Here is a 26,609-nt window from a genome sequence, read left to right as displayed (position 1 = left end):
CAATGGTGAGCGTCAGATCGAGAAGCCTGCTCCGTCAAGTCGCCGGGAGTTGAACCAGATCAGATCCTGGTGCTGCATCGCCTGCGAACATCACCCTTCGCTGAAAAGGCCGCTTTTATGATTTTCGGAACAAATGCACACGCCTCATCATCGGAGCCGATCGCACTGACCGAAGTTTTCCTCCCGGCACGGTTGGGACTCTCGCCGGACCCTCGTTGCGTGCACGTTGGCCAGATTCACCCACAGGCTGCATCCCTCCGCTAGTGCCCGGGCACGAAAATCGCCTATTTTTTAATGAAATGCGTTTCGTACACACCAATGGCAAGGGCTCGAACGTACAGCGCGCTGAGGAATAGTACTATCATCCAAGAGCTTTGAACGTACAAACGCGGACGTACACATCGGAAGCTTATAAAAAAGAGAGTAGAGCAAGTCGCATGGCCGAGACCTGGTTTCAGCTCTCCGCCCCACACGTACGAACGCCAGACACTTAGTGAGGGAGCACGGCTTGCAGCAGAGTCACGTTTCCCCGGCTGACCGGTACAACACGATGCGCCATGCTGCGCAGCATGACGGCACCCTTTTCGTTTTTCCGCTCGAAGGATTCGATCGCCTCAAGTTTTACGATGTGGCTTCGGTGGACCCGCAGAAACTTCTCCGGGTCCAGAAGCGATTCCAGTTCCGAAATCGAGAAGGCGCAAAAGAAACTCTGTTCCGTCGTAAAGACCTGGGTGTAGCGGCCGTCGGCCTGAACCGCAACAACCTCCTCGGCCTCGAGAAACAGAGTTTTGTTGTTGCTGTCGACGGGGATCTTGACCCCGGAGCTTATCGAAGTTGAGGCTTCCTGAAGAGCTGCAGCCGGAAGCTCCAACCCCACTGAAGCCATGGCCTTGCCTGCGGTTTGCGTGGAGAGCCCCTGGCTCTGGCCATCGGGCAGCACGGAGAGGATCGCGAAGCCCAGAATAAAAAAGGTTGTCAGCGCCACGATGATCGCGAGTGTCGAGGGATCCAGTATGGGCTCGGCCACTGAGATCAGAAAAGTCACCGGCACGAAGGTCGCGGCGCCCATGGCGACATAGTGCATCCCCGCCATCGCCAGCCCCATGACAACCGCCGCACAAACGACCTGCCAGCGCTTCTTGTCCCGTGATGCCAGATAAAGCGCGAGCGTCGATGCCAGCACCCCGATCAGAACGGAAGCAATCACAAGCCATGGCGTGTAGGCAATGGTACAATTGGCGCGGACCGCTGACATTCCGACGTAGTGCATGGTCGAGATACCGCCGCCCATGGCAATACCGGCGGCCGCGAGCTTAAGGGGCGTCACCCGGCCGTAACTGACCAGCGCCAGGCCCACCCCTGTCATCAGGATCGAAACGAGGGCCGATATCAAAGTGGTCAGAATATCGTAGTTGATCGAAATCGGCAGCTGCAATGCCAGCATGCCAATGAAATGCATCGACCAGATGCTGACCCCGATCGCGACCGCGGACGCCGCGAGAATCGATTTACGGACGGCTCCCGACAACAGCACCATGCGTTCGACCATGTGCAGCCCTGCGTAGGACCCGATAATGGCCACAGCGAGAGAAAGGGCAATTAGAGCCGGGTCATACTGAACCAGCATCAAATGTCACCCAGGACACTGATTTGCGAAGGGCAAGCCGCCATTTCACCTCCCTGCACCACCTCGCAGCCAGCAAGGCTCTCCCCCACCATGAGCCAAAGGCCGCTTTTTCTGTAGATTACCACCCTTGAGCGGAATCCTGAAACAAATCCCGATTGACGGCAAAGTGGTCCCGCCAGCATAAGAGAGCGCTGCGAAAATCCGAGCCGGGCAGGAGCCGGGCTGAAGTCGGACAGGACAGCATCCGACTTTTTATCCGAAACCCGAGAGAGCGGGAGCCTTGTAAAATGCCTGCGCCCAGAGCCTGGCAACGCATGCTGAGCGGACGCCGCCTCAACCTGCTTGACCCTTCACCGTTGGATGTCGAGATCGAGGATATTGCCCAGGGTTTGTCGCGTGTCGCACGCTGGAACGGACAGACCTCCGGCGACTGGGCCTTCAGCGTCGCCCAGCATTCACTTCTGGTTGAAGAGCTTGTCCGGCGGCTGAAGCCTGATACGCCATCAAAATGGCTACTTGCGGCGCTTTTGCATGATGCGCCCGAGTATGTGGTCGGTGATATGATCACGCCTTTCAAATCCGCTATCGGACCAGACTATAAAGCGCTCGAGAACCGCTTGCTGGCCGCCATCCATCTGCGGTTCGCCCTCCCGCCTGTTACGCCGCGCGAACTGGCGCGCGCCATCAAGCAGGCAGATCGGACCGCGGCCTATCTGGAAGCGACCCAACTTGCCGGTTTTTCGCCGAGCGAGGCCAAACGGCTCTTTGGAAAACAGGTTGAGGGCGAGGAGATCCGGCTGACACCGGTCCAGCCGGATCAGGCCAGGAACGCCTTTCTCGCCCGCTTCGCGGAACTTAGTGAATAGTTGGCCCGGGAATCCCGGGAAACACTGGGTTTGCGTCCTGCCATACCACCCGGTTACAATCGCGAAATTCCCTCGCGTCGCAACCCGCAACTCGCAACCCGCCGTAACTCAGAAGACGAAGATGCATCGTGCCGCATAGTCCCATGCCACAGCCGATCAGAACGCCGCATGCCGAGGCTCGTCTTGCCGATCCGCCAGTGATCGCGCGCGCGCCCGGCAAGACAGCACGGGATGAGAATTTTCCAGTCGGTTCCTGGCTGATCGAGGCGCGGTTGCGGCCCCATATCATGGCCTACTATCGCTTTGCCCGGGCCTCCGATGATATCGCCGACAACCCCGATCTGACGCCCGCGGACAAGATGGCACAGCTCTCTACTTTTGAAGAAAGCCTGATCCGTGGCGGCGACCAGAACGCGGATGTGGTTGCGGAAATGCGGAGGAGCCTGACCGCAACGGAAATTGCACCCGAGCGTTGTCTCGATCTCCTCTACGCCTTCATGCAGGATGCCCGAAAGTCACGCCGCGAGTCCTGGGATGATCTGATGGCGTATTGCCGGCTCTCGGCCAACCCGGTCGGCCGCTACCTCCTCGATCTTCACGGCGAGTCGCCCGACGCGTACCCGGCATCCGATGCTCTCTGCAGCGCTCTTCAGGTCCTCAACCATCTGCAGGACTGTGCCGAGGACTATGAGCGGCTCAATCGCGTCTACCTGCCCATGGATTGGCTGCTGGCAGAAGGATTGACCGAAGATATCCTCACCGCAGGGCAAATGCCGGTCTCGATGCGCCGGATCATCGACCGAAACCTGGATGAGGTCGATGTGCTGCTTCAAAGAGCTGAGGATCTGCCGTTACGCCTGTCCAACCGTGGCCTCGCCATGGAATCGGCAGTCATTCTGAGACTGGCGCGGCGACTGTCGGCCCGGCTCCGCAAACACGACCTCCTGGCGAAGAAGGTGTCTCTTCGAAAACTCGACTTCCTCGACTGCGGTCTGCGTGGTGTTCTGAGTGTCCTGGCCAGCCGCCTCTTCACACGCGGCGTGAACCGCAATGGAAAAGCAACGGGCCCCCATGGCTGAGAGTCTCGAACTGCAGCAGGCCATAACCCGCGATACGCCGGAAACCTATGTCCGCAAGATAGTGGAGAAAGCGGGCTCGTCTTTCATTTGGGCCATGCGTCTCCTGCCGCCGTCGCGCCGGCACGCGATGTATGGAATTTACGCCTTTTGCCGCTGTGTGGACGACATTGCCGACGGACCGGAAACAGAAGCACAAAAACATGCAAAACTCGAGGCGTGGCGCGAGGAGGTCGAGCAGCTTTTTGCCGGAACGCCGAAACATCCGATCATGCAGGCGCTCCAGCCGGCCAAAGACAGCTTCAACTTGCCCAAAGCCGAATTTTTAGCCGTGATCGACGGCATGGAGATGGACGCACGGGCTTCTATCCGTGCGCCGGTGCGGGAAGACTTCACACTCTATTGCCGCCGCGTCGCCGGGGCCGTCGGACTGCTCTCAATTCACGCCTTCGGTGCCAGAGGCCCTGCAGCGGAAGAACTTGCCGTCGTTCAAGGCGAAGCCTTGCAGATCACAAACATCCTGCGCGATCTGTGGGAAGACGCCGCGCGCGGGCGCCTCTACGTCCCGAGGGATCTGCTCAAACAAGAGGGCATTGAGGATACAGACCCCCTGACCGTCCTCAAGCATCCAAACTTCACCCGCGTTCATGCGGCACTCTGCGCAGAAGCAGACAGGCTTTTTTCGCGCGCGCGAGAACTCATCGCGCAGTCTGCGGGTTCATCGCTCCGCCCGGCGCGGCTGATGCTGGAGGTCTACGGCCGCTTGCTCGAGCGTGTGAAAGAGACCGGCTGGCCGCACGACGAAAACAGGATCACGCTCCGGCGCGCGGAAAAGCTCTGGCTGGTGCTCCGCTATGGGTTGATCTAAGTCTTGAAGCAGGTCCACATCGTCGGTGCCGGCCTCTCCGGTCTTGCCTGCGCGCTGCGCCTGACCCGTACGGGTGTTCCGGTCATCCTCTACGACGCGGCGGCGCAGGCGGGCGGACGTTGCCGGTCTTATTGGGACAGCAAGCTGAAGCGGCAAGTCGACAACGGCAATCACCTTCTGCTTTCTGCCAACTATGCAGCTCTGGACTATCTGCGCGAAATTCGCGCGCGGGACCGCTTTGTCAGTCCAGCGCGCGCCAGCTTCCCTTTCGTCGATCTGGCCAGCGGTGACCGCTGGACGGTCTCTCCCGGCATCAGTCCGCTTCCCTGGTGGGTTTTCCAGAACCGGCATCGGGTTTCGGGCACGAACCCACTGGATTATCTGTCGATCTTGCGCATCGCGGCGGCGCGCAGCGACGAGACTGTTGCCGAATGCCTGCCGAAGCGTGATCTCCTCTGGCATCGCTTCTGGCAGCCCTTCTGCACTTCGGCTTTGAACACACCTCCGGAAGAGGCCTCGGCCCAACTGCTCTGGCGCACAATCCGCGAAACCTTCGCCAGAGGGGGCAAGGCCTGTGTGCCGCTGGTGCCGAAAAAGGGTCTCAGCGACAGTTTCCTCGACCCGGCATTGGAGATCGTTCAATCCGCCCCCAACCAGATCCTCTTCAACCACCGGCTCCGCAGCCTGGACTTCGAGGGTGATCGGGTTTCGGCATTGGAGTTTGGAGGCGGAAGGGTCGAACTCGGTGAGTCGGATGCCGTGGTCATCGCCCTGCCGCCGGGGAACGCCGCACAGATTCTGCCCGGGCTCAAGGCGCCGGACGACAGCCGATCCATCGTAAATGTTCACCTTCGGCTCGCGCTAGCCCCCGACACACCGCCACCGCTGCCGGAGAACCTGCCCTTTCTGGGGATGGTCGGTGGAAGCTTCGACTGGGTGTTCCTGCGCGACGATATCGCCAGTCTGACGGTCAGTGCAGCAGACAGGCTCGCCGGGCAGCCCGCCGAGGAGATTGCGCGTGTGGCCTGGTCGGAGACCGCGCAGGCGCTCGGATTAGACCCGAACTGCGAATATGAGGCTCGCGTCGTAAAGGAACGCCGCGCCACCTTCGCCCAGACACCGGCCGCCTTGAAGCTGCGCCCGGGTGCAAGAACCGCATGGCGCAATCTTCTACTGGCCGGCGACTGGACCGATACCGGCTACCCGGCCACGATCGAGAGCGCGATCCGTTCCGGAAACAACGCTGCTGCGCTCGCCAGCGGGTTCTGACCCGGTTAAGAACGCGCAGAGCAACGCTCCAACAGGATCGTAGGACCGCCGTGATAGCTTGTGCGGAAATACTCCCGATAGCCGCATTTTTCCGCGACACGGATCGACGCAGGGTTTTCCGGATCGATGAGGCAGACCGTCCTGCAATCCGGACCGAAATGCGTCTCGACCCAGCGTAAGGCTGCTTGTACAGCTTCGGTCGCATAGCCCCGGCCATGGCACCAGGTCGCCAGCACCCAACCCATCTCGGGCGTGCCCTCGATGGAAGGTTCGATATCGCGCTTGAAGTCGCCCAACCCGACCTGGCCCGCGAAGCGGCCGGTTTCTTTTTCGATCAGCGCCCAATACCCAAACCCCATAAAACTCCAGTGTCCGCAGGTACGCAAAAACCGGTTCCAGGACTCCTCCCGCGAGGAAACCTTCCCGCTGATGTGGCGGACCACATCAGGATCCGCCCAAAGCGCTGCGTGGTCATCGAAATCACCGAGCTCGAAACCGCGCAGAAGCAAGCGGTTCGTCTCGACAACAGGGATTGAGGCTGAGGACTGAGGTCTTGGGTTCACGTCGGTTTCTGCCTGTAAAATTTTCCGCCTTGTTGGCGCAGAGCATCTACCCGTGCGAGCGGGCTTCCTGCAAACGGTCCAGCCATTGATAATACCAGTAGGTCATCTGCGCCGCGACCGCTCCTATGACCCGGCCGCCGGTCCATTGCAGACCGTAGCGCGAAAAGAGGCGATAGCGGTCATCGCGCTCTGCAATGGCGGCGGCAATCAGCTCGCCGCCCATGGTGGTCGCCGCCATACCGTGGCCGCCATATCCCATGCAGTGCCAGACACCGGGCGCATGCCTGCCCAGCTGCGGCATCTTGTGTATCGGGTAGCCCATCAGGCCCATCCAGGCATCCTCGGCGCGTACCCCGGCGAGCTGCGGAAACACCGACAGCAGATCATCGATCATCTTCTTCGCAAGTTGCCCGGGTTCGCGGGTGCGGGCCGTGATGTCGCCTCCCCAGAGAATCCGTCCATCGCTCAGCGCCCGAAAATAGTTGCCCGCCAGCCGGGTGTCGGAGATCGCGTAGGGAACCCGGATCGCTTCTTTCAGCCGGGCGCCGAGCGGCTCGGTCGTCATGACATAGGTCGCGACCGGCAGCGTGGCACCCGAGAGCAAAGGCTGCAAACCAGCGATGTAGCCGCCACAGGCAATCACGATCTCTCTTGCAAGGACGGCGCCGGACGGCGTCTCAATTCGTTTTTGCGGACTTTCCAGATTCAGCCAGACCGCCGGTGTGTCCTCGTATATCTTTACGCCTGCGGTCTCCGCGGCCTGCGCAATTCCCAGGGCATAATTCAGGGGATGAAAGTGAAACCCGGAAGGGATGTAGAGCGCGCCGTGATAGCGTTCGCTCAGCAGCACCTCGCGCAGCCGCTCGCGCGGCCAGACCTCGGACTCGATCGCGAGAACCTCGGCCATGAAATCACAGTCCCGGGCCAACTGCTCGGGATCATGATAGCGCAACACTTTCATGCGGCCATCGACCACCGGTACACCGGGCAGCTCAAGGTCTTTGATACGCCGCCGGATCAGGGCCACAGCATCGCGGCTGAGATCGTAAACCTCCCGCGCCTGCTCGCGCCCGAGGTCCTTCACGATTTGCCTTGGCGAGAGGGAGAACCCCGCGGATACAAAGCCGCCGTTGCGCCCCGATGCGCCCCAGCCAACCCGTCTGGCCTCGATCAGAACAACCTTGACGTCACGTTCTGCCAAACCCAGCGCTGTAGATAGCCCGGCAAGGCCGCCGCCGATCACACAGACATCGGTTTCGGTGTCACTTCGCAACGGCGGGCGCGCAGTGTGCGGCGCAATTGTCCGCGCGTAGTAGCTATCGATGTACGCTGATGGTGATTCGGATTTAAAGGGCACTCAAATCAACTGGTTTTGCTGTAAATATCGCCTCACAGCCATCCTAATTTAGGAATCCTCGGTCTCGCAAACTATTCCGGCTTTCGCGCGACGAAGGCACACTCCTCTGGATTCACGGCATAGCGCCGGTAGGTCTTAAGAGCGTCAAGTTCCAGCATCTGAACATCGAAGCCAGCCTCTTTCAAACGCCGGACGTAGTCCTGCTTCTCGTAGAGTCTGACATGATCGGACTGACCGTAGCGGGCAATACGCTCGGCATTGGTGATCACGGACAAATCCTCTTCGGTCGTCTCGATCACCTCTGAATAGGGAACCTGCAGCAAGGCCTTGCCCCCGGGCCTCAAAACCCGCTTGATTTCAGTCATCGCGACGACATCGGCAGGGATGTGCTCCATCACGTGATTACAAATCACGATGTCGAAACTGCCGTCGTCAAACTCGAGTTTGGTCAGATCCTGCTTGATGATATTGGGCACGCCGGGACGGTCGTCAGGGAAGAGATCACAGGCGACCAGGCGGCCGGTGACCGTCTTGGAAAGATACTCGTAAAGCATCGGCTCGGGCGCGACATGCAATGTGTCATGATGCGGACGCAACCCCATCTGTTCCGTCAGCACGAGCCGCGCAAGGCGCTCCCGGTCCATGGAACCGCACGCAGGACAGACCACGTTGTCGCGCAAGCCACCGGCGACGATCTTCTTCTCCTTGATGACCGGATAGTCCAATCCAGCCTTCATGAAGCGCGCGTAGCTGTGATCGCAAAAAATACAGCGGTAGGCATCACCCTCGTTTTGCGATGAAAATCGCCGTGCCCTCAACTTACGGCGGCGCTCCTCAATTACCTCCTGGGTTCTTTGCGGCAACTCCGCCGCCAAAAAGGCCTTCAACCCCTGTACCAGTATCATCCGCCGCCTCTGTTGTACGTACGGTCACTGTAATTTGCTGGAAGTACGGTAACCTATCTTCCAGCCATCAGCTAAGGTAAAAACAGGGCAAGGGTGACAGTCGCCCTGGCTGCAAAGCCATGCGCAAACGGTCCCCTCCCTTGGAGGGCAGGCGTTGGTGCATCAAAGTCAGATCTGACCGGCTGAGTTCGGCACGGCTCTCAGGATTGCAGTGCCTGGGCAATGTCCTCTTTCAAGTCCTCGACATCCTCCAGCCCGACCGAGAGTCTGATCAGGCCTTCCGTGATCCCCAAAGCCGCCCGCTCTTCCTCGGAAAAGCGCTGATGGGTTGTGGTGGCCGGATGCGTCGCAAGGCTTTTGGAATCGCCGAGGTTGTTTGAAATATCGACATTCCTGAGGGCATCCAGCAGCGCGAATGCGCGTTCCTGCCCGCCCTCCACCTCGAAGGCGATCAAGGTGCCGCCTTTTGCCATCTGCCGCATGGCCAGTTCATGCTGCGGATGGCTGTCCAGACCCGGGTAGATCACCTTGCGCATGCCCGGCAGCTTCTCCATGAAGCCGGCAAGCTCAAGCGCGTTGGCACAGTGCCTCTCGACCCGCAGGTCCAGAGTTTCGAGGCCCTTGAGCATGACCCAGGAATTGAAGGGACTGGCGGCGGGTCCGGTATGGCGCAGGTTGTTCGTCAGATGATCGTCGGCGAACTGCTGCGAACAAAGGATGGCACCGCCCAGACACCGGCCCTGCCCGTCGACATGTTTGGTCGTCGAATAGACAACGATATCCGCCCCCAGTTCGAGCGGACGCTGCAGGACAGGCGTGGCGAAGACGTTGTCGACCACGACCAGCGCACCGGCCGCATGTGCCATTTCCGAAACCGCGCGCAGGTCGACGATTTCCAGGGTCGGGTTCGAAGGAGTCTCCAGGAAAACCACGTTCGCAGGACGAGAAAGCGCCTTCTCCCAGGCGCTCAGATCCGTCCCGTCGACAAACTCGCTCTCAACACCAAAACGCGGGAGAATTTCGCCGATGATATACTGGCAGGAACTGAAGAGAGCGCGGGAGGACACGACTCGGTCGCCTGCTTTCAGCTGGCTCATCATCGTCGAGTTGACCGCCGACATGCCGCTGGCCGTGGCCCGGCAGACTTCCGCGCCCTCCAGGAGACGCAAACGCTCCTCGAACATACTGACCGTCGGATTGGCATAGCGGGAATAGACGAAACGCTCGATGTCTCCGCTGAAGGCCGCCGCGGCCTCGGCCGCGGAGCTGTAGACATAGCCCGAGGTCAGATAAATCGCTTCGCTGGTCTCATCGAAAGCGCTACGGGTTAGCCCACCACGGATCAATTCTGTCTGCGGTCGTCTCGCTGGCTTCATATCTGTCATTTTCCTGCCGTGTCCCAACACATGCCCCTCACCGAAGGGACGCTGCCTGCCGGTCACGAATGTGAAGCGGCACGTCGCTTTCGTCGGAGGCCAAATAAAAAAAAACCGGCTGCAAAGTCGCAACCGGTCTCAATCCAGACACGGCCCTTTTAGCGACTTTTTTAACGTGGCTGCAAGCCGGCCGGCCCAAATCACCACGAAGACGGTGTTAGCATGCAAGGATCAGGCGGGCAACGGAAAAGAACGATCCGCCGGCCCTAAGACGCTCAGGCCTGTTCCCAGGGCAGGCCTGCGGCTTTCCATCCGTCCACATTGCCCCGATGCCGCTCATCATCGTGCGGCCCCTCGAAGCCGCCCAGAATGTTGAAGCAGTTTTTGTAGCCGGCAGCGGTCATGGCCGCTGCCGACGACATGGAGCGCACACCGGAGCGGCAGAGCATCAGGATGGTATCGTCCTGGCGGATACCATGTTGCGCCACGTCCTCCACGAAAGACCCGTTCACCTGCATGGACGGAAAAACCTGCCATGAGACCCGGATGACGTTTTTGCCGACCCCGGCCAGCGCGGGAAGTCCGACGAACATCCACTCCGGCTCCGTGCGGACGTCGACCAGCACGGTTCTGGCATCGCTCTGCAGGAGGTCCCAGGCCTGTTGAACCGTCATATCGCCTTTGTACTGGCCACTCATAGCCTTCCCTTTCGTCGTGCAACCGCCGCGCCGTTCCGCCGCAGGATCTGCGGCAGAGTTCGGTGGCGAAAATAACCAGAGGTAATCATGCAGATGTACCCAATACGTGCAAGGGTGAAGCCGGGGTAAAATACTGGCCCTCAAGCCCTGGAAACCAGCCTGGTACTTAGCAGATTTTAAGAGAATGTAAATGAGTGAAGTCCAATCATACTGCGCGTTTGAGCCCTCAATGAGGCTCCGGAACTAATAGATTGGGGTGATTCTTCTCATGAGCGATATCAATGAACTCCGCCTTCGCGTGGAAGCGGCCGAAGAACAGTTTGGCCTCGTCGACGACCGCCAGCGCAAATACGGAGAACGCCTCCTCAATCTGATCAACACGGTCGAGGGCGGCTTTACCCGCAAGCAGACCGAACTCGAGAAGTCCCAGTCCGAGATCGAGCGGATGAGCGCCGAGCTGAAGCAGGCAAACTCCGAGAACGAGCAGCTCCGCGGAATGCTTCATTCACTGTTGCTTGCGATCGAATCCAACAGCGAGGATCGACTCGACCAGACCATGCACAGCCTGGACAGCGTTGTGACGGCCCTCACCGCCGGCACCGAAGACGTCACAGAAGACGCCGTTTCAGAAGAGGTTTCCGTGGAAACGGATGACTCTCTCGACGCCGCTCCCGAGCCGGAAGTGATCGAGGAAGAAGCGCCCTCGGAAGAGGTGGCTGCAGAAGCCGATGAAACTGCGGAGCCGGAAGAGGCTTCAGAAACCACGGAACCCGGCGAGGAATCCGGCGCGATGGCGGAAGCCGAAGATGCCGCGGAAATCGAGGCTGCCGAAATGGAAACAGCCGAGATGGAGGCTGCAGAGCCTGAGACCGTTGCCGAAGCCCCCGAAGAAGATGTGACAGCTACGGACGAGAGCGAAGAAGCTTCCGAGCCCGTGGCGGAAGAACCGGAGGCGGACGCGCCTGCAGTAGAGGAGCCGGAAGCCGCTGCCGGGGATGAGGCTGTCGCACCAGAGGAGCCAGAGGCAGAAGTCATCGCCGAGACCGGTGTTGCTGAAGGGGGCGAAGCTGAAGCGGAAGCTCCGACCGGGATGGAACCGGAGGCGGAAGCACCGGCCGAGCCCGATGTCGCTTTGGCGGAAGAGGCAGAAGCCGTCGCAGCAGACACTCCAGAGACCGAAGCCGAGGCCGAAGCAGAACTCGATGTCGAGGCGGCTGCCGAAGCAATGCCTGAAGCCGCCGAGGCCGAGGTTGCCATGGACGAGATCGCCGCGGACGAGACTGCCGCTGAAGAGATTGCCGCTGAAGAGGTGGTTTCCGAAGAAGCCGATGCTCCGGAAGCTGCAACAGAAGAGCAGGTCGAAGTCGAGCCCGAGTCCGCCGCCGATGCACCCGAGGAAATGACCGAGGAAGCAGCGCCGGCAGCCGCCAAGTCCAAGTCACCGGTTGGTGATATCATCGAGCGCATCAGCCAGAAGACCAAAGACTTTCCGAGCGAAGAGGTCGTGGTGGCAGACCTGGAGGAAATCGAGGCCGGTGTCGCTGCGGCGCAGGACGAGATGGACGCCGCTGGAGACGACGACGCTGTCGCGGACGACGGGAAAACCGCCGCCGCCTCGTAACCGCTATCTGTGTTTTATCGAAAACCCCGTACCGTCTCCCGGCGGCACGGGGTTTTTGACATTCCGACAACCGAACTGTGCGCTGAAAACCACTAGATCTGGAAAATTCCAACACCGAACACACAAGACTTGACAGGAATCTCAAGAAATGGCGCAGTGGTTTCATTGGTGCAACAGAGAAAGGAGGTGATCAGATGTCTAACCTTATGGTGAGGCCCAGTGCCGCGGAGACTTCGATCACGTCCCTTGGGGACAAGGCCTGAAGTCACTGGTACCGGGTTAGCCGAATGGCAGATTGCGGACCAGAAATGCGTCCCTAGTCTCACCTAACGGTACAAGATCGACCGCCGAGCCCGACCGGGTTCGGCGGTCTTTCCTTTTGAAGGGGGCCCTTTTCAAGACCTGGAGCGGCCTGCGCGTCTTCCGCACGGACGGGTTTGTGCCGCGCACGCCGCTGGTACAAACCTCAGACCAGCCCCCGCAGGCGCGTGCATCTCAAAATCCTGCGGCGCTTTGTCCTTGGTTCCTGAGACTTGAAGAGGATAGACTGCGCCGTCGTTTGCAAGATCAGATCAGGTTCAGACCGGACGCCTCTGGCGACCTGTCGTGCCCGTGACACTGATCCAACTGTAAGATTTAGAGCGGATGATTTAGTTTGGTCCGGTCTAGGGTGCCCCATGGTTCTTCAACGCCTCACCGCGTGGATCGCACTGTTATGCTTCGCAACTATGGTTGCGCTGCCGGGCTTTGCCGCCTTCCTGCCTCAGGACGACGGTACCATTTCCATTGTCATTTGTTCGCCTGACGGCCTCAAAACCATCGAGATCGCTGAAGAGAGCGATCCCGGCACCGCCGAGAACCATCCGCGCTGTGATGTCTGTAAAATCCACTGCGGGATGGGAGCCGTCACCCAGCTCAGCGGGTGGGCTTTCCCGCAGAGCGGCCACTCGTCGAAAACAGAGCGGCCTTCCGATGTGAAGGTGACAAGACAGCTGACCGTCGAGCAGCGATTGCCCCGCGGCCCGCCGGCTTCGAACAACGCGCGCCTGCAGCACGCATAGTCTTCCGGCAGGTTTTGGACCGGCAGATCGCGGGCTGGCAGGTATCAGGCTGGCGGATCTTAGGCCACCAGACCGACTTTCCAAAAAAAACGTCACGAGTCTCCGCGCCGCTATTGGCAGATATGCAGGAACAGCACCCAATAAATGGGCTTCTGGTTCTGCACCTGCGTAGCTGAGGCTTTCAGAGCAAAAACCCGTCCGGTTTTCGGACGCTCCACAGATTTCAAAATATAACCAAGACTGACCCGTTTCGAGGGGCAGTCGTCCAGGAGATTAAAAATGCTGAAGTTACGATCCCTCTCCATTGCTGTTATGACCGGCGCCCTGGTTCTGGGTGGTCTCGCCCTGAGCGGCAGCCTGTCCTCATCAGACCTGCAGGCGCATGAATTCAAGAAGGGAGACCTGATGATCGATCATCCCTTCGCCCGTGCCAGCATTCCCGACCGTCCCGGCGCGGCCTATGTGACCATCAAGAACATGGGTGGTGAGGACGACCGTCTCGTCTCGGCCAGCTCTCCAAAGGCGGGACGGGTTGAGCTGCACACGCACATTATGGAAAACGGCGTGGCCAGGATGCGCAAGGTCGAGGCGATTGAAGTGCCTGCGGGCGGGACGGCCGAGCTCAAGCCCGGCGGCGATCACATTATGCTGTTCAAGCTCGACAACGCTCTCAGCGAGGGCGAGACCTTCCCCATCACGCTGACCTTCGAAAAGGCGGGTGATGTCGAGGTCACGGTGAATGTCGAAGCCATGGGCTCGGGTGGTATGAACCACGAAGGCATGAAGCATGAGAGCATGAAACACGGCGACGACATGAAAAAAACCCAGTAACGCCTGTCGTCTGAGCGTGAGATGGAAAAAGGGCGGTTCTAACGATCCGCCCTTTTCTACGTCTAAGCCCAGCGGAGTGGAAAGTTGAAACCTCAGTCCAGTTCGAAAACGCGCAGCAAAAATCCATAGACCAGTGCGACCTCTTTCAGCCGGTCGAAGCGCCCGGACGCCCCGGCATGGCCCGCATCCATGTTCGTCTTCAAAAGCAGCAGATTTGAATCGGTCTTGACTTCGCGCAGTCTGGCAACCCACTTCGCGGGTTCCCAATAGGTCACCCGCGGATCGGTCAGGCCCGCAGTCGCAAGGATATGCGGGTAGTCCTGGGCCGTGACGTTATCGTAGGGGGAGTAAGAGGCGATGTAATCGTAGGCCTCGGCCTCTGCGATCGGATTGCCCCACTCGGGCCACTCCGGGGGCGTGAGCGGAAGGCTGTCGTCGCACATGGTGTTGAGCACGTCGACGAAGGGCACCTCGCCCACCACCGCCTTGAGAAGATCGGGGCGCATATTGGCAACGGCCCCGACGAGCATCCCGCCGGCGCTGCCGCCATGGATGGCGATCCCGCCCTTCCGGGTATAACCCGCTTCAATCAGCCCCTCTCCCGCCGCGACAAAGTCCAGGAAGGTGTTCTTCTTGGCGAGCAACTTGCCGTCGCTGTACCAGTGATAGCCCTTGTCCATGCCGCCCCGTATGTGCGCGATAGCATACACGAAACCACGATCAACAAGGCTCAGCCGGTTGGCCGAGAAACTGGCCGGCATCGAATGTCCATAGGACCCGTACCCGTACAGCAACAGGGGTGCCGCGCCATCGAGTGCCAGGTCCTTGCGGTACAGCAATGAGACGGGAACAGCTGCGCCGTCGTGACTGGGAACCGCAATCCGTGCGGTCATGTAGTCACCGGGATTATGCCCGCTCGGGATCTCCTGCTCCTTACGCAGGACCCGCTTTCGCGTCGCCATGTCGTAGTCGTAGACCCTCGGCGGCGTGGTCATGGAGCTGTAGCTGAACCGCAGGACCGTCGTATCGAACATGAAACCGGGCTGCATTCCCAGATCGTAAGCCTCCTCATCGAAGGCAATGGCGTGCTCTTCGGCGCTCGTCAGGTCGGTGATCACGATGCGCGGCAGGCCCTCGACGGTCTCCAAGCGGACCATATAGCTGGCAAAAAGCCGAATGTACTTGATCAGGCGTCCGGGCTCGTGCGCGACCAGATCCCGCCAGGACGCCGGGTCTGTCTCTTCAAGCGGACAGGTCGCAATCTTGAAGTCTTCGGCACCCTTGATGTTGGTGAGGATGTAAAACCGGTCGCCGCGGTCCGTGACATCGTATTCCACGTCAACCTGGCGCGGTGCGATCAGCCGGGGTGTATCCGCAGGCGCATCGGCGGGAATTACCCGGATTTCGGAGGTCGTGTGATCGTGGCTGGAGATTGCCACGAAGCGCCCGCTCTCCGTCTTGCCGACCCCGACGAAAAAGCCGGGATCCGCCTCGCTGTAGACCAGCTCATCCTGCTCTGGGTCCTCGCCGAGCCGATGACGCCGAACCTCGCAGGGGCGGTGATTGTCGTCCAGGATCGTATAGAAAAACGTCGAGCTGTCCGCAGACCAGGCTACATCGCCCTGGGCACTGCCGATCTCATCGGCCAGCAGTTCGCCGCTTTCCAGATCCTTGACCCGGATCGTCGTGTATTCCGATCCGCTGAGATCCACCGCATAGGCCAGCAGACGGTGGTCCGGACTGTGGCGGCACGCGGCAATCCGAAAGAAGCTGGTGCCCTCCGCCAGAACATTGCCGTTTAAAATCACCTGCTCCCCGGCCTCGCCGCCATCGCCATTGGCCCGGCGGCAGAAGACCGGATGCTGCCCGCCCTGCTCATAACGATGGTAGTAGTCGAAGGGGCCGTCAGGCGCAGGCACCGAGGAGTCGTCTTCCTTGATCCGGCCCTTCATCTCCTCGAACAGGCGGTCCATCAGGTCCTTTTGCGGGGCCAGGACCGCTTCCGTATAGCTGTTATTGGCCTCGAGATACGCGCGGATCTCCGGATCCAGGATCTCCGGGCTGCGCATCACCTTCTGCCACTCGGGATCCTTCATCCAGCCGTAGTCATCATTGCGCATGCGATCATGCAGGCTGTGTGCCTCCGGGCGTTTGGGAGCTTCTGGTGGCAACTGCATGACCGTTCTTCCTCGACTGATCTCGTTCACAAGGGGCATTTTAACTCAAACCAGCTTAAGCAAATGTCCCCGATCCACCTGAACGTCAACCGCTAATCATTACGCGCCATCCCTGTCCGCACCTGCGGCGGAGCGCGAAAATCCTTTAAGATACCTGCCATTTAACAAAATCGTTAATTAATAAAACTGCTAAGCAGGACCCGGACTATCCGGGCGACGCCACGCCATCTTTTAATTAACATTTTTGTTAAATAAAAGATGGCGTCCTGTGGCTTCCGTACCGGTTCGCTGCGGCAAGGCACGCGCCAGCGCGACGGATCCCTCGGCCCGTTCTCAGGAATTGATGATGAAAAGCTCGCTCTCGGGGCCTAACCTGACAGACTTCGCGCCCTATATGGCAAGGGAGCGGATTCACCTAATCTCTGGTTAGGTGACAATGATCAAATTCCGGGAGATCTTCAACGTGGGCGACGTGATCAATCTGCGCCAGGAACGCAAGCGGCGGAAGCGCAACGCCAAGGAAGCCGAAGCAAGCAACAACCGGGCGAAGTTCGGCTTGACCAAAGGCGAAAAGACGAAAAACAAACTGGAAAGCGACCGGGCGGCGCAACGGCTGGACGATCACCGCAAGGATGATCCGGAAGCATAGGGGGTGCACCGGAGGATCGTCTTTCAAGCTGTCCCGATAGGAGAGACTGCATGCCGGGCCCGCGACAGCGCGACTAAATGGCGTCGATCACCACGTAAAACCCGTTTGTCTCGAGCTTGAATTCGATACTCTCCTTCGTGATCAGACCGAGAGTATCGTCGACAACTTTGAAAACAGCTGTAAATTCCTCGCGCCCACCAAACATGAATTCGTTGCTTGAAGCGAACCTCAAGGTATTTTCCGGAAGCTCTCGGTAGTGATCGAACGCGACCCCGCCCGGTTCGCTTGCGGCATCATCTCCTTGTAAGGAGCGGTTTTCACTACGCCTACTAACGATAGTTACCCTCATCTCTCCGGTAAGGCGCGTCTTATCGATCTCGAACCTCAAGTCGTAGGAGTCACGCTTTAGAAGATAAGCAAGCGGCATCGCGTTGTGAAAAAAGAGGCGATCGTCCGTCAGTCTCCCTACTTCTATGATTTCGAGTCCCTCGATAAGATTCAGAGAAACATAGCGATACTTGAAGAACGCGGGGGCGCAACCGGTCAGAGGAATCATGATTGCCACGCAAAGCAGGAGATGGGCAAGCCGCTGACAATTGAGCTGCATCGTGACCCCGCTTTGCTGAAAACCGCTTCTATTATCACCACCGCGCACGATGGGATAAAGCGAAAGGCTCCATGCCGACTGGTTTATCAGACTTCGAAAGCCATAGTCTGTTACCCGGCCTCTTCCAAATGCAGTTCGGCCCGCGACAAGCGCGGGCCGATTCACGTCGGGTCTCGGATTAATGAGGATCCTGGAGGGAAATCCTGATCAGTCCTGGTCGGCAGCCGTGCTGGCCAGCTGCGTTCCCTTCACTTTTTTGGTCGGCGTCTTGTAGGTGTAGAAGATATGCCGCCCAATGGTTGGACCCTTGTTGAAGGCTGTACGCCACCGCGGTGATACATAGTCAGCGTGATAGAAGAGTGCACCACCGGTCATGTCGATCGACAGACCCCAGTAAACGAAGCTCGCAAGACGCTCGGCATCCTGCCAGGATTTTGCATTCGTAACATCGTCGCTCTGACCATCGCACCACCACGAGAACTGGCAACGATGTAACCGGTCCTCGCCCCCTTGGCGCACGACCTCACAGACCGTCGATGGAAAGCGGGAACTGGCCACACGATTCATCACCACATGCGCTACCGCACGACGACCAGCGGTAGGTTCGCTCCGCGCCTCAAAATAGATATTCTGTGCCAGACAGAAGAGTTCATCCTCGACCTTGGCCAGCGTCGGGGCACGAGACGCCTTTACGCTTGCCAGGTTCACACCACGGCCAACATCGGTGACCTTCGGCAGCACAGGCTCCGCGGCGCCGGGCTCCTTAAAGCTCTCAACCGTCTTGGCGACATCGGTCGTCCCGGCAAAGGCGCCCGACGCAGCGTTGCCGCTGGTCAGATGAAGAAGCCACCCGGAGTCGACGTGTTGGGCGATAGGGGTCGCAGCGGAAGCGTCGACAGAGGTCTTGGAAGCCTCAAAGGCCATGACGGCGGGCGCGCGGTCGGAAGCGGCCGCACCCATAAACACGGCCCCCGCCAGAAAGCTGGCAGAGATCGCTACCCATGGGGTCCGCTGGATCCGGCCCAGCATTTCTGTCTTCTTCGCAAGAACGTTAATCATCGGTCTTCACCACAGTGTTATTTCCGTGACAAGGCCACCGCTAGGACCTCTGCACCGTTACCAATTTCGTTAAGAAACTGACCCCAACCCGATGCGTGAGAAATGCTTTACAAGAGATTAACATGCAATGTCAAAAAGAATTATCGCGAATTAATATCGAATGCCGTACAATTTTTTTTGCAAAAATCAAATATAATTACTTATTTACTTTTGATATTTATCGATTTTTATTTTTATAAATAAGTTATTTCGCGTTAACGTATTTGCACGCCATAAAATTGCCTTAATTAAGACAAGGCCAAATAGTAGATATACTACTTGGAATCTCACTGTCGGATTTTTATACATGTTGACACATGAGGCGTCCGAGGTGACCACAAACCTCAATGAATCAATGTCCTTACACTATGGTTCCTGAGGTGATTTCAGAGGCACGCAGCGCGCAAGTTACGGCGGCGAGTCACCCCATTCAATTTGCCGACGGCAAGCATTCGTTTGCCATGCGTAAAACGCAATCCTGCTAGTCGGAAGGGGATAAAATTTTTGTGCTTAAGCAATTAAGGATTTCTATTAACCATACCGGGCAAAACTTAAGGTTAACAGCTACCGATCCCGGATGCGGTTCCCGCTCACTTTTGTTAACCATGAACACGGATTTTTTAGTTCGGGTGGCCGGCGCGTTTCGTGCCGCCCGCCAGGCCGAAAGGAAGGCTTTTCGCTTCGAGCGACACCAGACCTGAGCCGCATCCGGCATCTGGCCTCAACGCGGACGCCCTGCTGCGGTTGATGCCCTCACTGTCGACATAAGAAAAACGAGAGGCATAAAGCCTCCCGTTTTTCAGTGCAGGGCCTCAAGAAAGCCGGCAAGAAACAACAACTTTTGTTAGAAAAATGCCTGAATTCCGGTTTGCGCCCGCCCGAGGATCAGTGCGTGCACATCATGGGTGCCCTCATAGGTGTTGACGGCCTCCAGGTTCATCACGTGGCGGATCACGTGATATTCATCCGACACACCGTTTCCGCCGTGCATGTCACGTGCGACTCGGGCGATATCCAGGGCTTTGCCGCAGGAATTGCGTTTGGCCAGGGAGATGGCCTCCGGCGCCGCCCGGCCCTCGTCGAACAGGCGGCCGATGCGCAGGCAGGTCTGCAGGCCCAGGGTGATTTCCGTCTGCATGTCGGCCAGCTTCTTCTGTATCAGCTGGTTCGCCGCCAGGGGCCGGCCGAACTGCGTGCGCTCCATGGTATAGCTGCGCGCCGCCTGCCAGCAGAACTCAGCAGCGCCCAGCGCACCCCAGGAAATGCCGTAGCGGGCCCGGTTCAGGCAGCCGAAGGGGCCTTTAAGGCCTTGGACGTTGGGAAGGAGATTCTCGTCCGGCACAAAAACGTCATCCATGACGATTTCGCCGGTGACCGAGGCCCGGAGCGAGAATTTACCCTCGATCTTGGGCGCGGACAGGCCGTCCATGCCCTTTTCCAGCACGAAACCGCGGATCGCATTGTCCGGATCGGATTTGGCCCAGACCACGAAGACATCGGCAATCGGGGAGTTGGTGATCCACATCTTCGCACCTTTGAGGATGTAGCCGCCGTCGACCTTGCGCGCCATGGTCTTCATGCCACCGGGATCGGAGCCGTGATCCGGCTCGGTCAGCCCGAAACAGCCGACCATCTCGCCGCTGGCGAGCTTGGGCAGATACTTCATGCGCTGCTCTTCATTGCCGTAAGCGTAGATCGGATGCATCACCAGCGACGACTGCACGGACATGGCCGAGCGATAGCCGCTGTCGACCCGCTCGACCTCGCGCGCCACCAGGCCGTAGCTGACGTAGTTGGCGCCGGCGCAGCCGTACTTCTCGGGGATTGTCGAGCCGAGCAGGCCCAGTTCCCCCAATTCGTTCATGATTTCGCGGTGGAAAAGCTCATGCCGGTTCGCCTCCAGCACTCGCGGCATCAGCTTGTCCTGACAATAGGAATGGGCGGCGTCGCGGATCATCCGCTCTTCATCACTGAGCTGGTCGTCCAGCAACAGAGGATCGTCCCACTTAAAGTCCGGCTTCGATGACATGGCAATCTCCAATAATTCCGCTATGCGGAATATTTTTCCGCAAATCTTGACGCTATGTTTAAAGCGTGAGACCGTTAGGTTCAATGTTTTTGTGGGTTTTGCTGGCAAATGCCGCGTGAGTAGAGATGCGTTTGCCGGGAACGGCATGGTCTCTGTCGAAGAGACAGCAATCAGGAATGGACAAAGGCGTGCGAAAGAGACGCGACGGAAATCCAAAGCTCGACGGATCGCTGAAGGACCAGCTTCAAACCGATGGCGTCATCAAGGGCGTGGCGGGTGACCGGCAATTCGTCACCGCACTGGCCCGCGGCCTGGAAATCCTGCGCGCCTTCGAACCCGGCGACGGGCCGCTCGGGAATCAGGAACTGGCCGAGCGCACCGGGCTGCCCAAAGCCACCATTTCCCGCCTGACCTACACCCTCAGCGCCCTCGGCTACATCACCTATCTTGAGCGGCTCGGGAAGTACCAGCTCGGCACGCCGGTGCTGGCGCTTGGATACGCCAGCCTCGCCGGCATGGAGATCCGTCAGACCGCGCGCGCGGCCATGCAGGAGCTGGCCGACAAGGAGAGTGTCTCGGTTGCTTTAGGCGGACGCGACCGCATGAGCATGCGCTACCTGCAGACCTGTCACCCGGAGAGTCTGGCCACGCTCCGCCTGGAGATCGGCGCCCGCGTGCCGATCGAAAGCACGTCGATCGGCCTGGCGTTTCTCTGCGCCCTGCCGGAAGGCGAGCGGGGTTATCTGCTGGAGCGGATAGAGGAACGCAGCGGTGAGGAGTGGCCCGAGATCAGAGACGGCATCGCCCAGGCAGAAGAAGACATCGCGAAAAAAGGCTTCTGCACGTCTTTCGGCAAATGGCGCTCGGACGTGCACGCCGTCGGCGTACCGCTTGTTCCACGCGACGGCGCGCCTGTCATGGCCTTTAACTGCGGCGGTCCCGCCTTCATGCTCGACCAGGACCGCATGGAGCAGGAAGTCGGCCCCAGGCTGGTCGATCTGGTCCGCAGACTCGCCACGAACCGCGGCGACATCAACTTCTGAGAGCGCCGGGCCTCCTCCCGGCCAGCCGGGCCTTTGTACCTCTTAAACCCGCCCGCGCCGGCGGCCGTAGGCCAAGGCTGCAAGACCGGTGAGCAACAGCAGCGCGCTACCCGGTTCGGGAACCGGCACGGTGACGGGTGTGGAACTGCGGAACAGGAAACTGCCCACGGTCAGTTCCGCCTGATCGAACGGGAGACCGTTATCGTCAATGGTCGCGCGCGTCGCGGCGCCGTCACCGAAGGGGATCGTCGGCTCCAGGCTCGCCAGACCCGCGTTGAGTGCGGGGCCCTCGAGCAGATAGTGGCCGAAGGAGATGAAGAAGAAGGGCTCCGTGATGCCCAGAAGGTTCGCCAACTCCCAGACCGGGAGCTCAGGCGGCCATTGGAAACCGGGTGTGATACCGGCGGAGTCGTAGAAAAGGGTCTCTATGTCGCTGCGGGTCGCAAAGGTGAAACCCTCGTAGAGTCCGCCCGCGCCGAGTTCCGCCTGAACCTGATTGACCGACAGCCCGGTGCTTTCGGTCAGGTCCAGCCACTCCAGACCGGTGTCCGTGTCGTAAGTGATCGTGTCGGCGCCAAAGCTGGAGTTTTGTGAAATGAAAGCCGCCTCGGCGCTTGAGATATTCAAACTGAGAAGCAGAGCAGCCGCCGAGGCGGAAAAACCCGCCAAAACTTTTGTCGTATCGAACATGGAAATCGCCTTTGTTGAAATGAAATCGCTTTAAATTTTTCTCGCATGCAAGTTCCGAGACCGAACTCTTCCTGAGGCCCGCCTCGCCATGACAAACCCGGCCAGGCCGAGCCCGAATAGCACCAGACTGCCGGGTTCAGGGACCGCGGTATGCCTAGCGACGATGTTGAAATCCTGGAAATATGTAAGTTCGTTGGGGAAAAAGATGCTGCCCGCGACAGAGAATAAACCCCACTCAAAGGTAATGGTGTCGTGCGTGAAACCAATCACCTCGAAATAGCTCGTCGTGCCGCCGACATGAAGCACGTCCACGATCTCACCGGGCCCGCCAAGCCATGCAATATCGCTCAGTGTCACTGTTACGGTGGGGAAGACATGAGTATCTTCGTCATTCAGGTTGATCGATTGCGCCGTGAGCCGCAAGCTGTCGTTGTCCAGTGCCTCCACAGACATGTTGAATGCACCTTGATCGATGTCCCCGCCATTGAATTCCGTCTCAAGAAAGCCGCTGAAAAAGGACGTGGTCCCGCAAGCTTCGAAGCCTGGAGATTCGAATGTCGGCGTGACCGTCTGGTTTTCGCGGGGAAACTCCGTCCAGTCGGTCGAAATAGACGTGCCGCAGAGGCCGGCCTCCGCTGTACCGGCTGAGGCCAAAAAAAGGCCAAATGCCACAACCGCTATCAACCTGAAACGTTCAAACATCACACTGCTCCTTGCGCCCGAAGCACCTTGGTCCGGATCAATTGCGCCGCGGCCTGAAGGGTTGCTGATGGAGTTACCGAGGGGTTCCCACACGTTTGCGGCGTGCCGCAACAAAACCCAGCAGACCCGCACCAAAGAGAGCAAGAGTGCCCGGCTCGGGCACGGCGGTCGGATTGGCAATGCCGAAAACCACATTGTCGATCAGCTCAGCAGCCAGGTCTTGATTGACACCTTCGATGGTGAATTCCCGCAACAGAAGACTCTCATCGATCACTCCGAAGAAACTGCCGAGAGGACCGGCTGTGACCTCTATTTCCGTGACAAATTCGTCAAAGCTGTCGCGGATGGGAATGCGAAAGACCTGCTCGCTTTCGCCAAGATTAAAGAGGTCGAAACCGAATGCATTGATCTCGGTGAAGAGGTTTATCGAGAGATCACTGGCAACGTCCTCGGGGCCAATCGCAACTCCGGTCGAATTGGGCGAAAAGCCGCCGGCGACAGCAATCTGTTCGCCAGGGAAAGCGGAGAAGCGGATGCCCTCCACGATTCCACCGGGACTGAACACTGAATCGTCACTTTCACTGTCCCAGGACTCTGATCCAGTCGCACTGCCTCCGGGGCCGATATTGGCGGCCTCGAAGCCCTCGAAACCCGCCAGCGCACCGGCCGCAGCCATGAAAGCCTCACGGTCATCGAAAAAAATCGGCGCCGCGGATAGATCTGAACTCGAAAAAAACGGCAGGGCTGCGATACAGGCCGCACCCGCAAGTCGTGTTGTCCTGACCCACATGATTGAGGTCCTCTCAGTTCGCTTAAATCAAAAAATTTGAATGTAAAATCAGCCTGCACAACCCGCAGTCGGAATCGGTCTGCAAGAGACTTTGTTCGCTTACAAGCATCAGGCTGCCATGTACCTAGCAACTGGCGTAGCCGCAGGGAACCCGCATGCCCGCACAAGGCATATGTAGTTTTACCCTTACGACGGGCGGCGCCGCAGAAAGCAGCACTTAACCGGATCTACTGGAATGTTTGCATAGCCCTCTGAAGCAGGGCAGCGAGAAATCCGCAAAGGGAATGTGAGAAAACCGCGGCGGCCTGGAAAGCCGGGAAGGAAACGACCCGTGGAAGACAGGCAGGAGTAGCTTTCGGCCAGACGCGGCGGTTGGTTGGTCAAGCCTGTGCCTGTCGGATACGCCACACACAAAGGGACGATAGAGTGATGAGGCCGTGACAGTTTGCCGGCATCAGCCCTGGCAGCCGTCCCACCGATGCAGCGAAAAAAACTTTACACCCGTCAGAATGGCAAGACTAACGAGCGCGACCAGATCCGCCCGAAACCTCGCTCATGTCATAGGGCCCGCTTATGGCAGGAGGAACAAGTGGTCAGACGGGGTCTTTGATGAAACGCCCTGGATTCTCCGGGGCGCAGTGCCCGCCGGGCTTCAGGCTTCCATCTCCAGCTCGCTGTCCAGCTCGTTCTGAAGCCGCGAGACATCGGAGGAGACCTCTTCCAGCAGCGAGGAAAGTGCGACCTGCATTGCCATGGCCCGCTCCAGTTTCTGGGATATCCCCATGGTCTCCTGGAAATCGAAGCCGCGCTTCATTTCCTTCGGCGCATCGCCAGTCAAGAGCCAGGTCGAGGGAATGTTCAGAACACCGGCCATCATCACCAGCTTGTTCGCGCGCGGCTCGCTGCGGTCCTCTTCCCAGTTCTCGAGGGTCTTGGTGGTCACGGCCAGGCGGGTCGCCAGTTGCCGCTGGCTAAGTCCGGCTTCACTGCGGGCCTGTCGGATGCGGCCGCCGATGGTATCTGAAATCATAATCTGGAACGTTCCTACTTACATGATCGTTTACAGTTTTTTTTCACGTCGGCGCTGGATGCCGTCTCCACAGTTTCCCAGCAGCAAAGCGGCAGTGTTAGCGCTTTTGCGGCTGAATTCTGTGGAGCTTGCGACAGCTTGGTCTTTTCTGCGACCTTTAGGTTGAGAATTCAGAAGCGACGATCATCGTGATCGTCGTTTTTGAATTCTCAACCTGGAATGACAAACCCAGAACCGTTTTGTGACGCAACTGGGCTATGAAGCGGCGCAGAAGCCGGCGACGGGGCCGTCACCGGGCGGACCCTGGGCGACGACTGGAAGCTCCATCATAAGGTTTTTCGCTGTTGCAGCAACCTGCAGATGGTAAAGCGATTATGAACAGAAGATTATGAAGGCATGATTAAGCTATGACCGCAAACAGCCGTGGATTCGAGTTGGCCAACCTGAGTCCTGAGTTTTATCAGGCCCCGTACGGCGTCTACCGCGAGGTTCGCGACAACACCCCGCTCAGTCAGCAATCAGACGGCAGCTTCTTCATCAGCCGCTACGAGGATGCCGCTTCGATCCTGAAGGATCATCAAAGCTATAGCTCGGACAAAAAAATCGACTTCAAACCAAAGTTCGGCGACGGCCCGCTGTACGAACATCACACCACGTCTTTGGTCTTCAACGACCCGCCCTATCACACCCGGGTTCGGCGGCTACTGGCACCCTTCTTCACGCCCCGCACTCTCAAGGCCCTGGAAGTCAACGTCGCGGACATGATCGACACCTTGCTGGACCAGGCCGAGGACGCCGGAACAATCGATCTGGTCAACGATTTCGCCAACGCCATCCCGCTCAATTTGATCGGCGATATGCTGGGCATCCCCGGGGACGAACGCGAGCCCCTGCGCAATTGGGCGAACGTGATCCTGGGCGGATTGGAGCCGCGCCTGACCCCGGAGCAACTCGCAACCGGCAATGCCTCGGTTGAGGCCTTCAAGGATTATCTGCGCGATTTGATCGCCTGGAAGCGCAGCAGATTGAGCGCGCGCGCGGAGACCGATATTCTCTCCGCACTGCTTGCCGATCACGACAGCCCGGACGGCCTCAGCGAACTGGAACTGATGCACAACTGCATCTTTCTGCTGAACGCAGGCCATGACACCACCACAACGCTGATCTCCAATGGCATGGACCTGCTGCTGCGCTTCCCGGATCAGATGGCACTGTTGCGCAACGACCCGGCCCTGATGAAAACCGCGGTCGAGGAAATGCTGCGCTACGAGAGCCCCCTTCAGATCGGCAACCGGCGCGCCACAGTCGATGTCACTCTGCATGACCAGCTTCTACCCGCGGGCACCTTCCTGCACATCGGCATTGCCGCGGCCAATCATGACGAACGGCAATTCCCGGAACCCGAGGCCTTCGATATCACCCGGACGCCGAACCGCCACCTGGCGTTCGGAAACGGCATCCACATCTGTGCCGGCAATTCCCTGGCCCGCATGGAAGCCAGTCTCGCTTTTTCCAAACTGCTCGCGCGCTTCGCCAGGATCGAGCAAGCCGGACCGACCCTGCGGCCGGACCGCGCCCGCTTCCGGGTGATATCCAAACTCCCGCTCAGCCTTGCGGCTTAAGGCTGATACTGCGGGGCTGCTTCCAACAAACAGCAATCGTAGGCACCGTTTCCG

General features: G+C 59.0%; 24 protein-coding genes and 1 riboswitch. Of the genes, 10 read left to right on the top strand and 14 right to left on the bottom strand.

Annotated features, from left to right (window positions below):
• Window positions 1-490: 490 nt before the first annotated feature.
• Window positions 491-1,627, bottom strand: coding sequence for an MHYT domain-containing protein (locus tag FKG95_RS25915; RefSeq protein WP_142899355.1), 1,137 nt, complete (start codon window positions 1,625-1,627; stop codon window positions 491-493).
• A 287-nt stretch (window positions 1,628-1,914) separates the two neighbouring features.
• Here FKG95_RS25915 and FKG95_RS25910 point away from each other — a divergent pair, with 287 nt between their 5' ends.
• The 4 genes from FKG95_RS25910 (at window position 1,915) to hpnE (ending at window position 5,706) form a co-directional block, all read left to right on the top strand.
• Window positions 1,915-2,493, top strand: a complete 579-nt coding sequence (locus FKG95_RS25910) for an HD domain-containing protein (RefSeq protein WP_142899354.1) — start codon at window positions 1,915-1,917, stop codon at window positions 2,491-2,493.
• Between the two features lie 143 nt (window positions 2,494-2,636).
• Window positions 2,637-3,572, top strand: coding sequence for a squalene synthase HpnC (gene hpnC / locus FKG95_RS25905; protein ID WP_142899353.1), 936 nt, complete (start codon window positions 2,637-2,639; stop codon window positions 3,570-3,572).
• On the top strand, window positions 3,565-4,437 hold the full coding sequence (gene hpnD / locus FKG95_RS25900) for a presqualene diphosphate synthase HpnD (RefSeq protein ID WP_179954293.1): 873 nt from the start codon (window positions 3,565-3,567) through the stop codon (window positions 4,435-4,437). Before hpnC ends, hpnD begins: the two co-directional genes overlap by 8 nt.
• Before the next feature lie 3 nt (window positions 4,438-4,440).
• On the top strand, window positions 4,441-5,706 hold the full coding sequence (gene hpnE / locus FKG95_RS25895) for a hydroxysqualene dehydroxylase HpnE (RefSeq protein WP_142899351.1): 1,266 nt from the start codon (window positions 4,441-4,443) through the stop codon (window positions 5,704-5,706).
• A gap of 5 nt (window positions 5,707-5,711) precedes the next feature.
• On the opposite strand, the gene FKG95_RS25890 is transcribed toward hpnE, so the two are convergent.
• The 5 genes from FKG95_RS25890 to FKG95_RS25870 form a co-directional block, all read right to left on the bottom strand.
• Entirely contained in the window at window positions 5,712-6,269 is a 558-nt protein-coding gene (locus FKG95_RS25890; protein WP_142899350.1) for a GNAT family N-acetyltransferase, read from the bottom strand.
• A 46-nt stretch (window positions 6,270-6,315) separates the two neighbouring features.
• Window positions 6,316-7,542: an NAD(P)/FAD-dependent oxidoreductase gene (locus tag FKG95_RS25885; RefSeq protein WP_246116902.1), complete on the bottom strand. Its 1,227-nt coding sequence runs from the start codon at window positions 7,540-7,542 to the stop codon at window positions 6,316-6,318.
• Between the two features lie 155 nt (window positions 7,543-7,697).
• Window positions 7,698-8,531, bottom strand: coding sequence for a class I SAM-dependent methyltransferase (locus FKG95_RS25880; protein WP_142899348.1), 834 nt, complete (start codon window positions 8,529-8,531; stop codon window positions 7,698-7,700).
• 200 nt (window positions 8,532-8,731) lie between these two features.
• A complete protein-coding gene (gene metZ / locus FKG95_RS25875) occupies window positions 8,732-9,907 on the bottom strand; it encodes an O-succinylhomoserine sulfhydrylase (RefSeq protein ID WP_246116901.1) in 1,176 nt (391 codons plus the stop codon).
• Between the two features lie 137 nt (window positions 9,908-10,044).
• A riboswitch (SAM riboswitch) is annotated at window positions 10,045-10,124 on the bottom strand.
• Between the two features lie 58 nt (window positions 10,125-10,182).
• Window positions 10,183-10,605: a rhodanese-like domain-containing protein gene (locus FKG95_RS25870; protein ID WP_142899346.1), complete on the bottom strand. Its 423-nt coding sequence runs from the start codon at window positions 10,603-10,605 to the stop codon at window positions 10,183-10,185.
• Between the two features lie 268 nt (window positions 10,606-10,873).
• Between FKG95_RS25870 and FKG95_RS25865 the strand changes: the two genes are divergently transcribed.
• From FKG95_RS25865 to FKG95_RS25855, 3 genes are all read left to right on the top strand, one after another.
• Window positions 10,874-12,226 (top strand): hypothetical protein, encoded by a 1,353-nt coding sequence (locus tag FKG95_RS25865; RefSeq protein WP_142899345.1) that lies wholly within the window; start codon window positions 10,874-10,876, stop codon window positions 12,224-12,226.
• Between the two features lie 677 nt (window positions 12,227-12,903).
• Window positions 12,904-13,287 carry a DUF2946 family protein gene (locus tag FKG95_RS25860; RefSeq protein ID WP_142899344.1) on the top strand — a complete coding sequence of 128 codons (384 nt, stop codon included), beginning with the start codon at window positions 12,904-12,906 and terminating at the stop codon, window positions 13,285-13,287.
• Between the two features lie 279 nt (window positions 13,288-13,566).
• Window positions 13,567-14,118, top strand: a complete 552-nt coding sequence (locus tag FKG95_RS25855; RefSeq protein ID WP_246116900.1) for a copper chaperone PCu(A)C — start codon at window positions 13,567-13,569, stop codon at window positions 14,116-14,118.
• 92 nt (window positions 14,119-14,210) lie between these two features.
• On the opposite strand, the gene FKG95_RS25850 is transcribed toward FKG95_RS25855, so the two are convergent.
• Window positions 14,211-16,295: a S9 family peptidase gene (locus FKG95_RS25850; RefSeq protein ID WP_142899343.1), complete on the bottom strand. Its 2,085-nt coding sequence runs from the start codon at window positions 16,293-16,295 to the stop codon at window positions 14,211-14,213.
• A gap of 436 nt (window positions 16,296-16,731) precedes the next feature.
• Here FKG95_RS25850 and FKG95_RS25845 point away from each other — a divergent pair, with 436 nt between their 5' ends.
• On the top strand, window positions 16,732-16,944 hold the full coding sequence (locus tag FKG95_RS25845; RefSeq protein ID WP_246116899.1) for a DUF4169 family protein: 213 nt from the start codon (window positions 16,732-16,734) through the stop codon (window positions 16,942-16,944).
• Window positions 16,945-17,017: 73 nt separating this feature from the next.
• On the opposite strand, the gene FKG95_RS25840 is transcribed toward FKG95_RS25845, so the two are convergent.
• The 3 genes from FKG95_RS25840 to FKG95_RS25830 all read right to left on the bottom strand — a co-directional run bounded on the left by FKG95_RS25840 (window position 17,018) and on the right by FKG95_RS25830 (window position 20,678).
• On the bottom strand, window positions 17,018-17,716 hold the full coding sequence (locus tag FKG95_RS25840) for a hypothetical protein (RefSeq protein WP_142899342.1): 699 nt from the start codon (window positions 17,714-17,716) through the stop codon (window positions 17,018-17,020).
• A 42-nt stretch (window positions 17,717-17,758) separates the two neighbouring features.
• Window positions 17,759-18,610 carry a cell wall hydrolase gene (locus tag FKG95_RS25835; protein ID WP_142899341.1) on the bottom strand — a complete coding sequence of 284 codons (852 nt, stop codon included), beginning with the start codon at window positions 18,608-18,610 and terminating at the stop codon, window positions 17,759-17,761.
• An 883-nt stretch (window positions 18,611-19,493) separates the two neighbouring features.
• On the bottom strand, window positions 19,494-20,678 hold the full coding sequence (locus FKG95_RS25830; RefSeq protein WP_142899340.1) for an acyl-CoA dehydrogenase: 1,185 nt from the start codon (window positions 20,676-20,678) through the stop codon (window positions 19,494-19,496).
• Window positions 20,679-20,866: 188 nt separating this feature from the next.
• On the opposite strand from FKG95_RS25830, the gene FKG95_RS25825 reads away from it, so the two are divergent.
• Entirely contained in the window at window positions 20,867-21,721 is an 855-nt protein-coding gene (locus tag FKG95_RS25825; protein WP_246116898.1) for an IclR family transcriptional regulator, read from the top strand.
• Between the two features lie 42 nt (window positions 21,722-21,763).
• Here FKG95_RS25825 and FKG95_RS25820 read toward each other — a convergent pair whose 3' ends face one another.
• The 4 genes from FKG95_RS25820 to FKG95_RS25805 form a co-directional block, all read right to left on the bottom strand.
• On the bottom strand, window positions 21,764-22,411 hold the full coding sequence (locus tag FKG95_RS25820; protein ID WP_142899338.1) for a PEP-CTERM sorting domain-containing protein: 648 nt from the start codon (window positions 22,409-22,411) through the stop codon (window positions 21,764-21,766).
• A gap of 30 nt (window positions 22,412-22,441) precedes the next feature.
• Window positions 22,442-23,113 carry a PEP-CTERM sorting domain-containing protein gene (locus FKG95_RS25815; RefSeq protein ID WP_179954292.1) on the bottom strand — a complete coding sequence of 224 codons (672 nt, stop codon included), beginning with the start codon at window positions 23,111-23,113 and terminating at the stop codon, window positions 22,442-22,444.
• A gap of 73 nt (window positions 23,114-23,186) precedes the next feature.
• Window positions 23,187-23,789 (bottom strand): PEP-CTERM sorting domain-containing protein, encoded by a 603-nt coding sequence (locus tag FKG95_RS25810; protein WP_218940372.1) that lies wholly within the window; start codon window positions 23,787-23,789, stop codon window positions 23,187-23,189.
• A 766-nt stretch (window positions 23,790-24,555) separates the two neighbouring features.
• Complete coding sequence (locus tag FKG95_RS25805) at window positions 24,556-24,933, bottom strand: helix-turn-helix domain-containing protein (RefSeq protein WP_142899335.1); 378 nt, start codon at window positions 24,931-24,933, stop codon at window positions 24,556-24,558.
• A 407-nt stretch (window positions 24,934-25,340) separates the two neighbouring features.
• Here FKG95_RS25805 and FKG95_RS25800 point away from each other — a divergent pair, with 407 nt between their 5' ends.
• Complete coding sequence (locus tag FKG95_RS25800) at window positions 25,341-26,555, top strand: cytochrome P450 (protein ID WP_142899334.1); 1,215 nt, start codon at window positions 25,341-25,343, stop codon at window positions 26,553-26,555.
• Window positions 26,556-26,609: the final 54 nt, after the last annotated feature.

This window comes from Denitrobaculum tricleocarpae, from assembly GCF_007004665.1.
Lineage (GTDB): Bacteria > Pseudomonadota > Alphaproteobacteria > Kiloniellales > Kiloniellaceae > Denitrobaculum > Denitrobaculum tricleocarpae.
This window is presented reverse-complemented; position numbering and strand designations above follow the sequence as displayed.

What these genes read in the sequence shown, in the direction of transcription:
- FKG95_RS25915 (WP_142899355.1), bottom strand. Translation starts at nt 1,627, where the DNA reads ATGCTGGTTCAGTATGACCCGGCTCTAATTGCCCTTTCTCTCGCTGTG.
- FKG95_RS25910 (WP_142899354.1), top strand. Translation starts at nt 1,915, where the DNA reads ATGCCTGCGCCCAGAGCCTGGCAACGCATGCTGAGCGGACGCCGCCTC.
- hpnC (WP_142899353.1), top strand. Translation starts at nt 2,637, where the DNA reads ATGCCACAGCCGATCAGAACGCCGCATGCCGAGGCTCGTCTTGCCGAT.
- hpnD (WP_179954293.1), top strand. Translation starts at nt 3,565, where the DNA reads ATGGCTGAGAGTCTCGAACTGCAGCAGGCCATAACCCGCGATACGCCG.
- FKG95_RS25880 (WP_142899348.1), bottom strand. Translation starts at nt 8,531, where the DNA reads ATGATACTGGTACAGGGGTTGAAGGCCTTTTTGGCGGCGGAGTTGCCG.
- metZ (WP_246116901.1), bottom strand. Translation starts at nt 9,907, where the DNA reads ATGAAGCCAGCGAGACGACCGCAGACAGAATTGATCCGTGGTGGGCTA.
- FKG95_RS25870 (WP_142899346.1), bottom strand. Translation starts at nt 10,605, where the DNA reads ATGAGTGGCCAGTACAAAGGCGATATGACGGTTCAACAGGCCTGGGAC.
- FKG95_RS25865 (WP_142899345.1), top strand. Translation starts at nt 10,874, where the DNA reads ATGAGCGATATCAATGAACTCCGCCTTCGCGTGGAAGCGGCCGAAGAA.
- FKG95_RS25860 (WP_142899344.1), top strand. Translation starts at nt 12,904, where the DNA reads ATGGTTCTTCAACGCCTCACCGCGTGGATCGCACTGTTATGCTTCGCA.
- FKG95_RS25855 (WP_246116900.1), top strand. Translation starts at nt 13,567, where the DNA reads ATGCTGAAGTTACGATCCCTCTCCATTGCTGTTATGACCGGCGCCCTG.
- FKG95_RS25850 (WP_142899343.1), bottom strand. Translation starts at nt 16,295, where the DNA reads ATGCAGTTGCCACCAGAAGCTCCCAAACGCCCGGAGGCACACAGCCTG.
- FKG95_RS25845 (WP_246116899.1), top strand. Translation starts at nt 16,732, where the DNA reads ATGATCAAATTCCGGGAGATCTTCAACGTGGGCGACGTGATCAATCTG.
- FKG95_RS25835 (WP_142899341.1), bottom strand. Translation starts at nt 18,610, where the DNA reads ATGATTAACGTTCTTGCGAAGAAGACAGAAATGCTGGGCCGGATCCAG.
- FKG95_RS25830 (WP_142899340.1), bottom strand. Translation starts at nt 20,678, where the DNA reads ATGTCATCGAAGCCGGACTTTAAGTGGGACGATCCTCTGTTGCTGGAC.
- FKG95_RS25820 (WP_142899338.1), bottom strand. Translation starts at nt 22,411, where the DNA reads ATGTTCGATACGACAAAAGTTTTGGCGGGTTTTTCCGCCTCGGCGGCT.
- FKG95_RS25815 (WP_179954292.1), bottom strand. Translation starts at nt 23,113, where the DNA reads ATGTTTGAACGTTTCAGGTTGATAGCGGTTGTGGCATTTGGCCTTTTT.
- FKG95_RS25810 (WP_218940372.1), bottom strand. Translation starts at nt 23,789, where the DNA reads ATGGCTGCGGCCGGTGCGCTGGCGGGTTTCGAGGGCTTCGAGGCCGCC.
- FKG95_RS25805 (WP_142899335.1), bottom strand. Translation starts at nt 24,933, where the DNA reads ATGATTTCAGATACCATCGGCGGCCGCATCCGACAGGCCCGCAGTGAA.
- FKG95_RS25800 (WP_142899334.1), top strand. Translation starts at nt 25,341, where the DNA reads ATGACCGCAAACAGCCGTGGATTCGAGTTGGCCAACCTGAGTCCTGAG.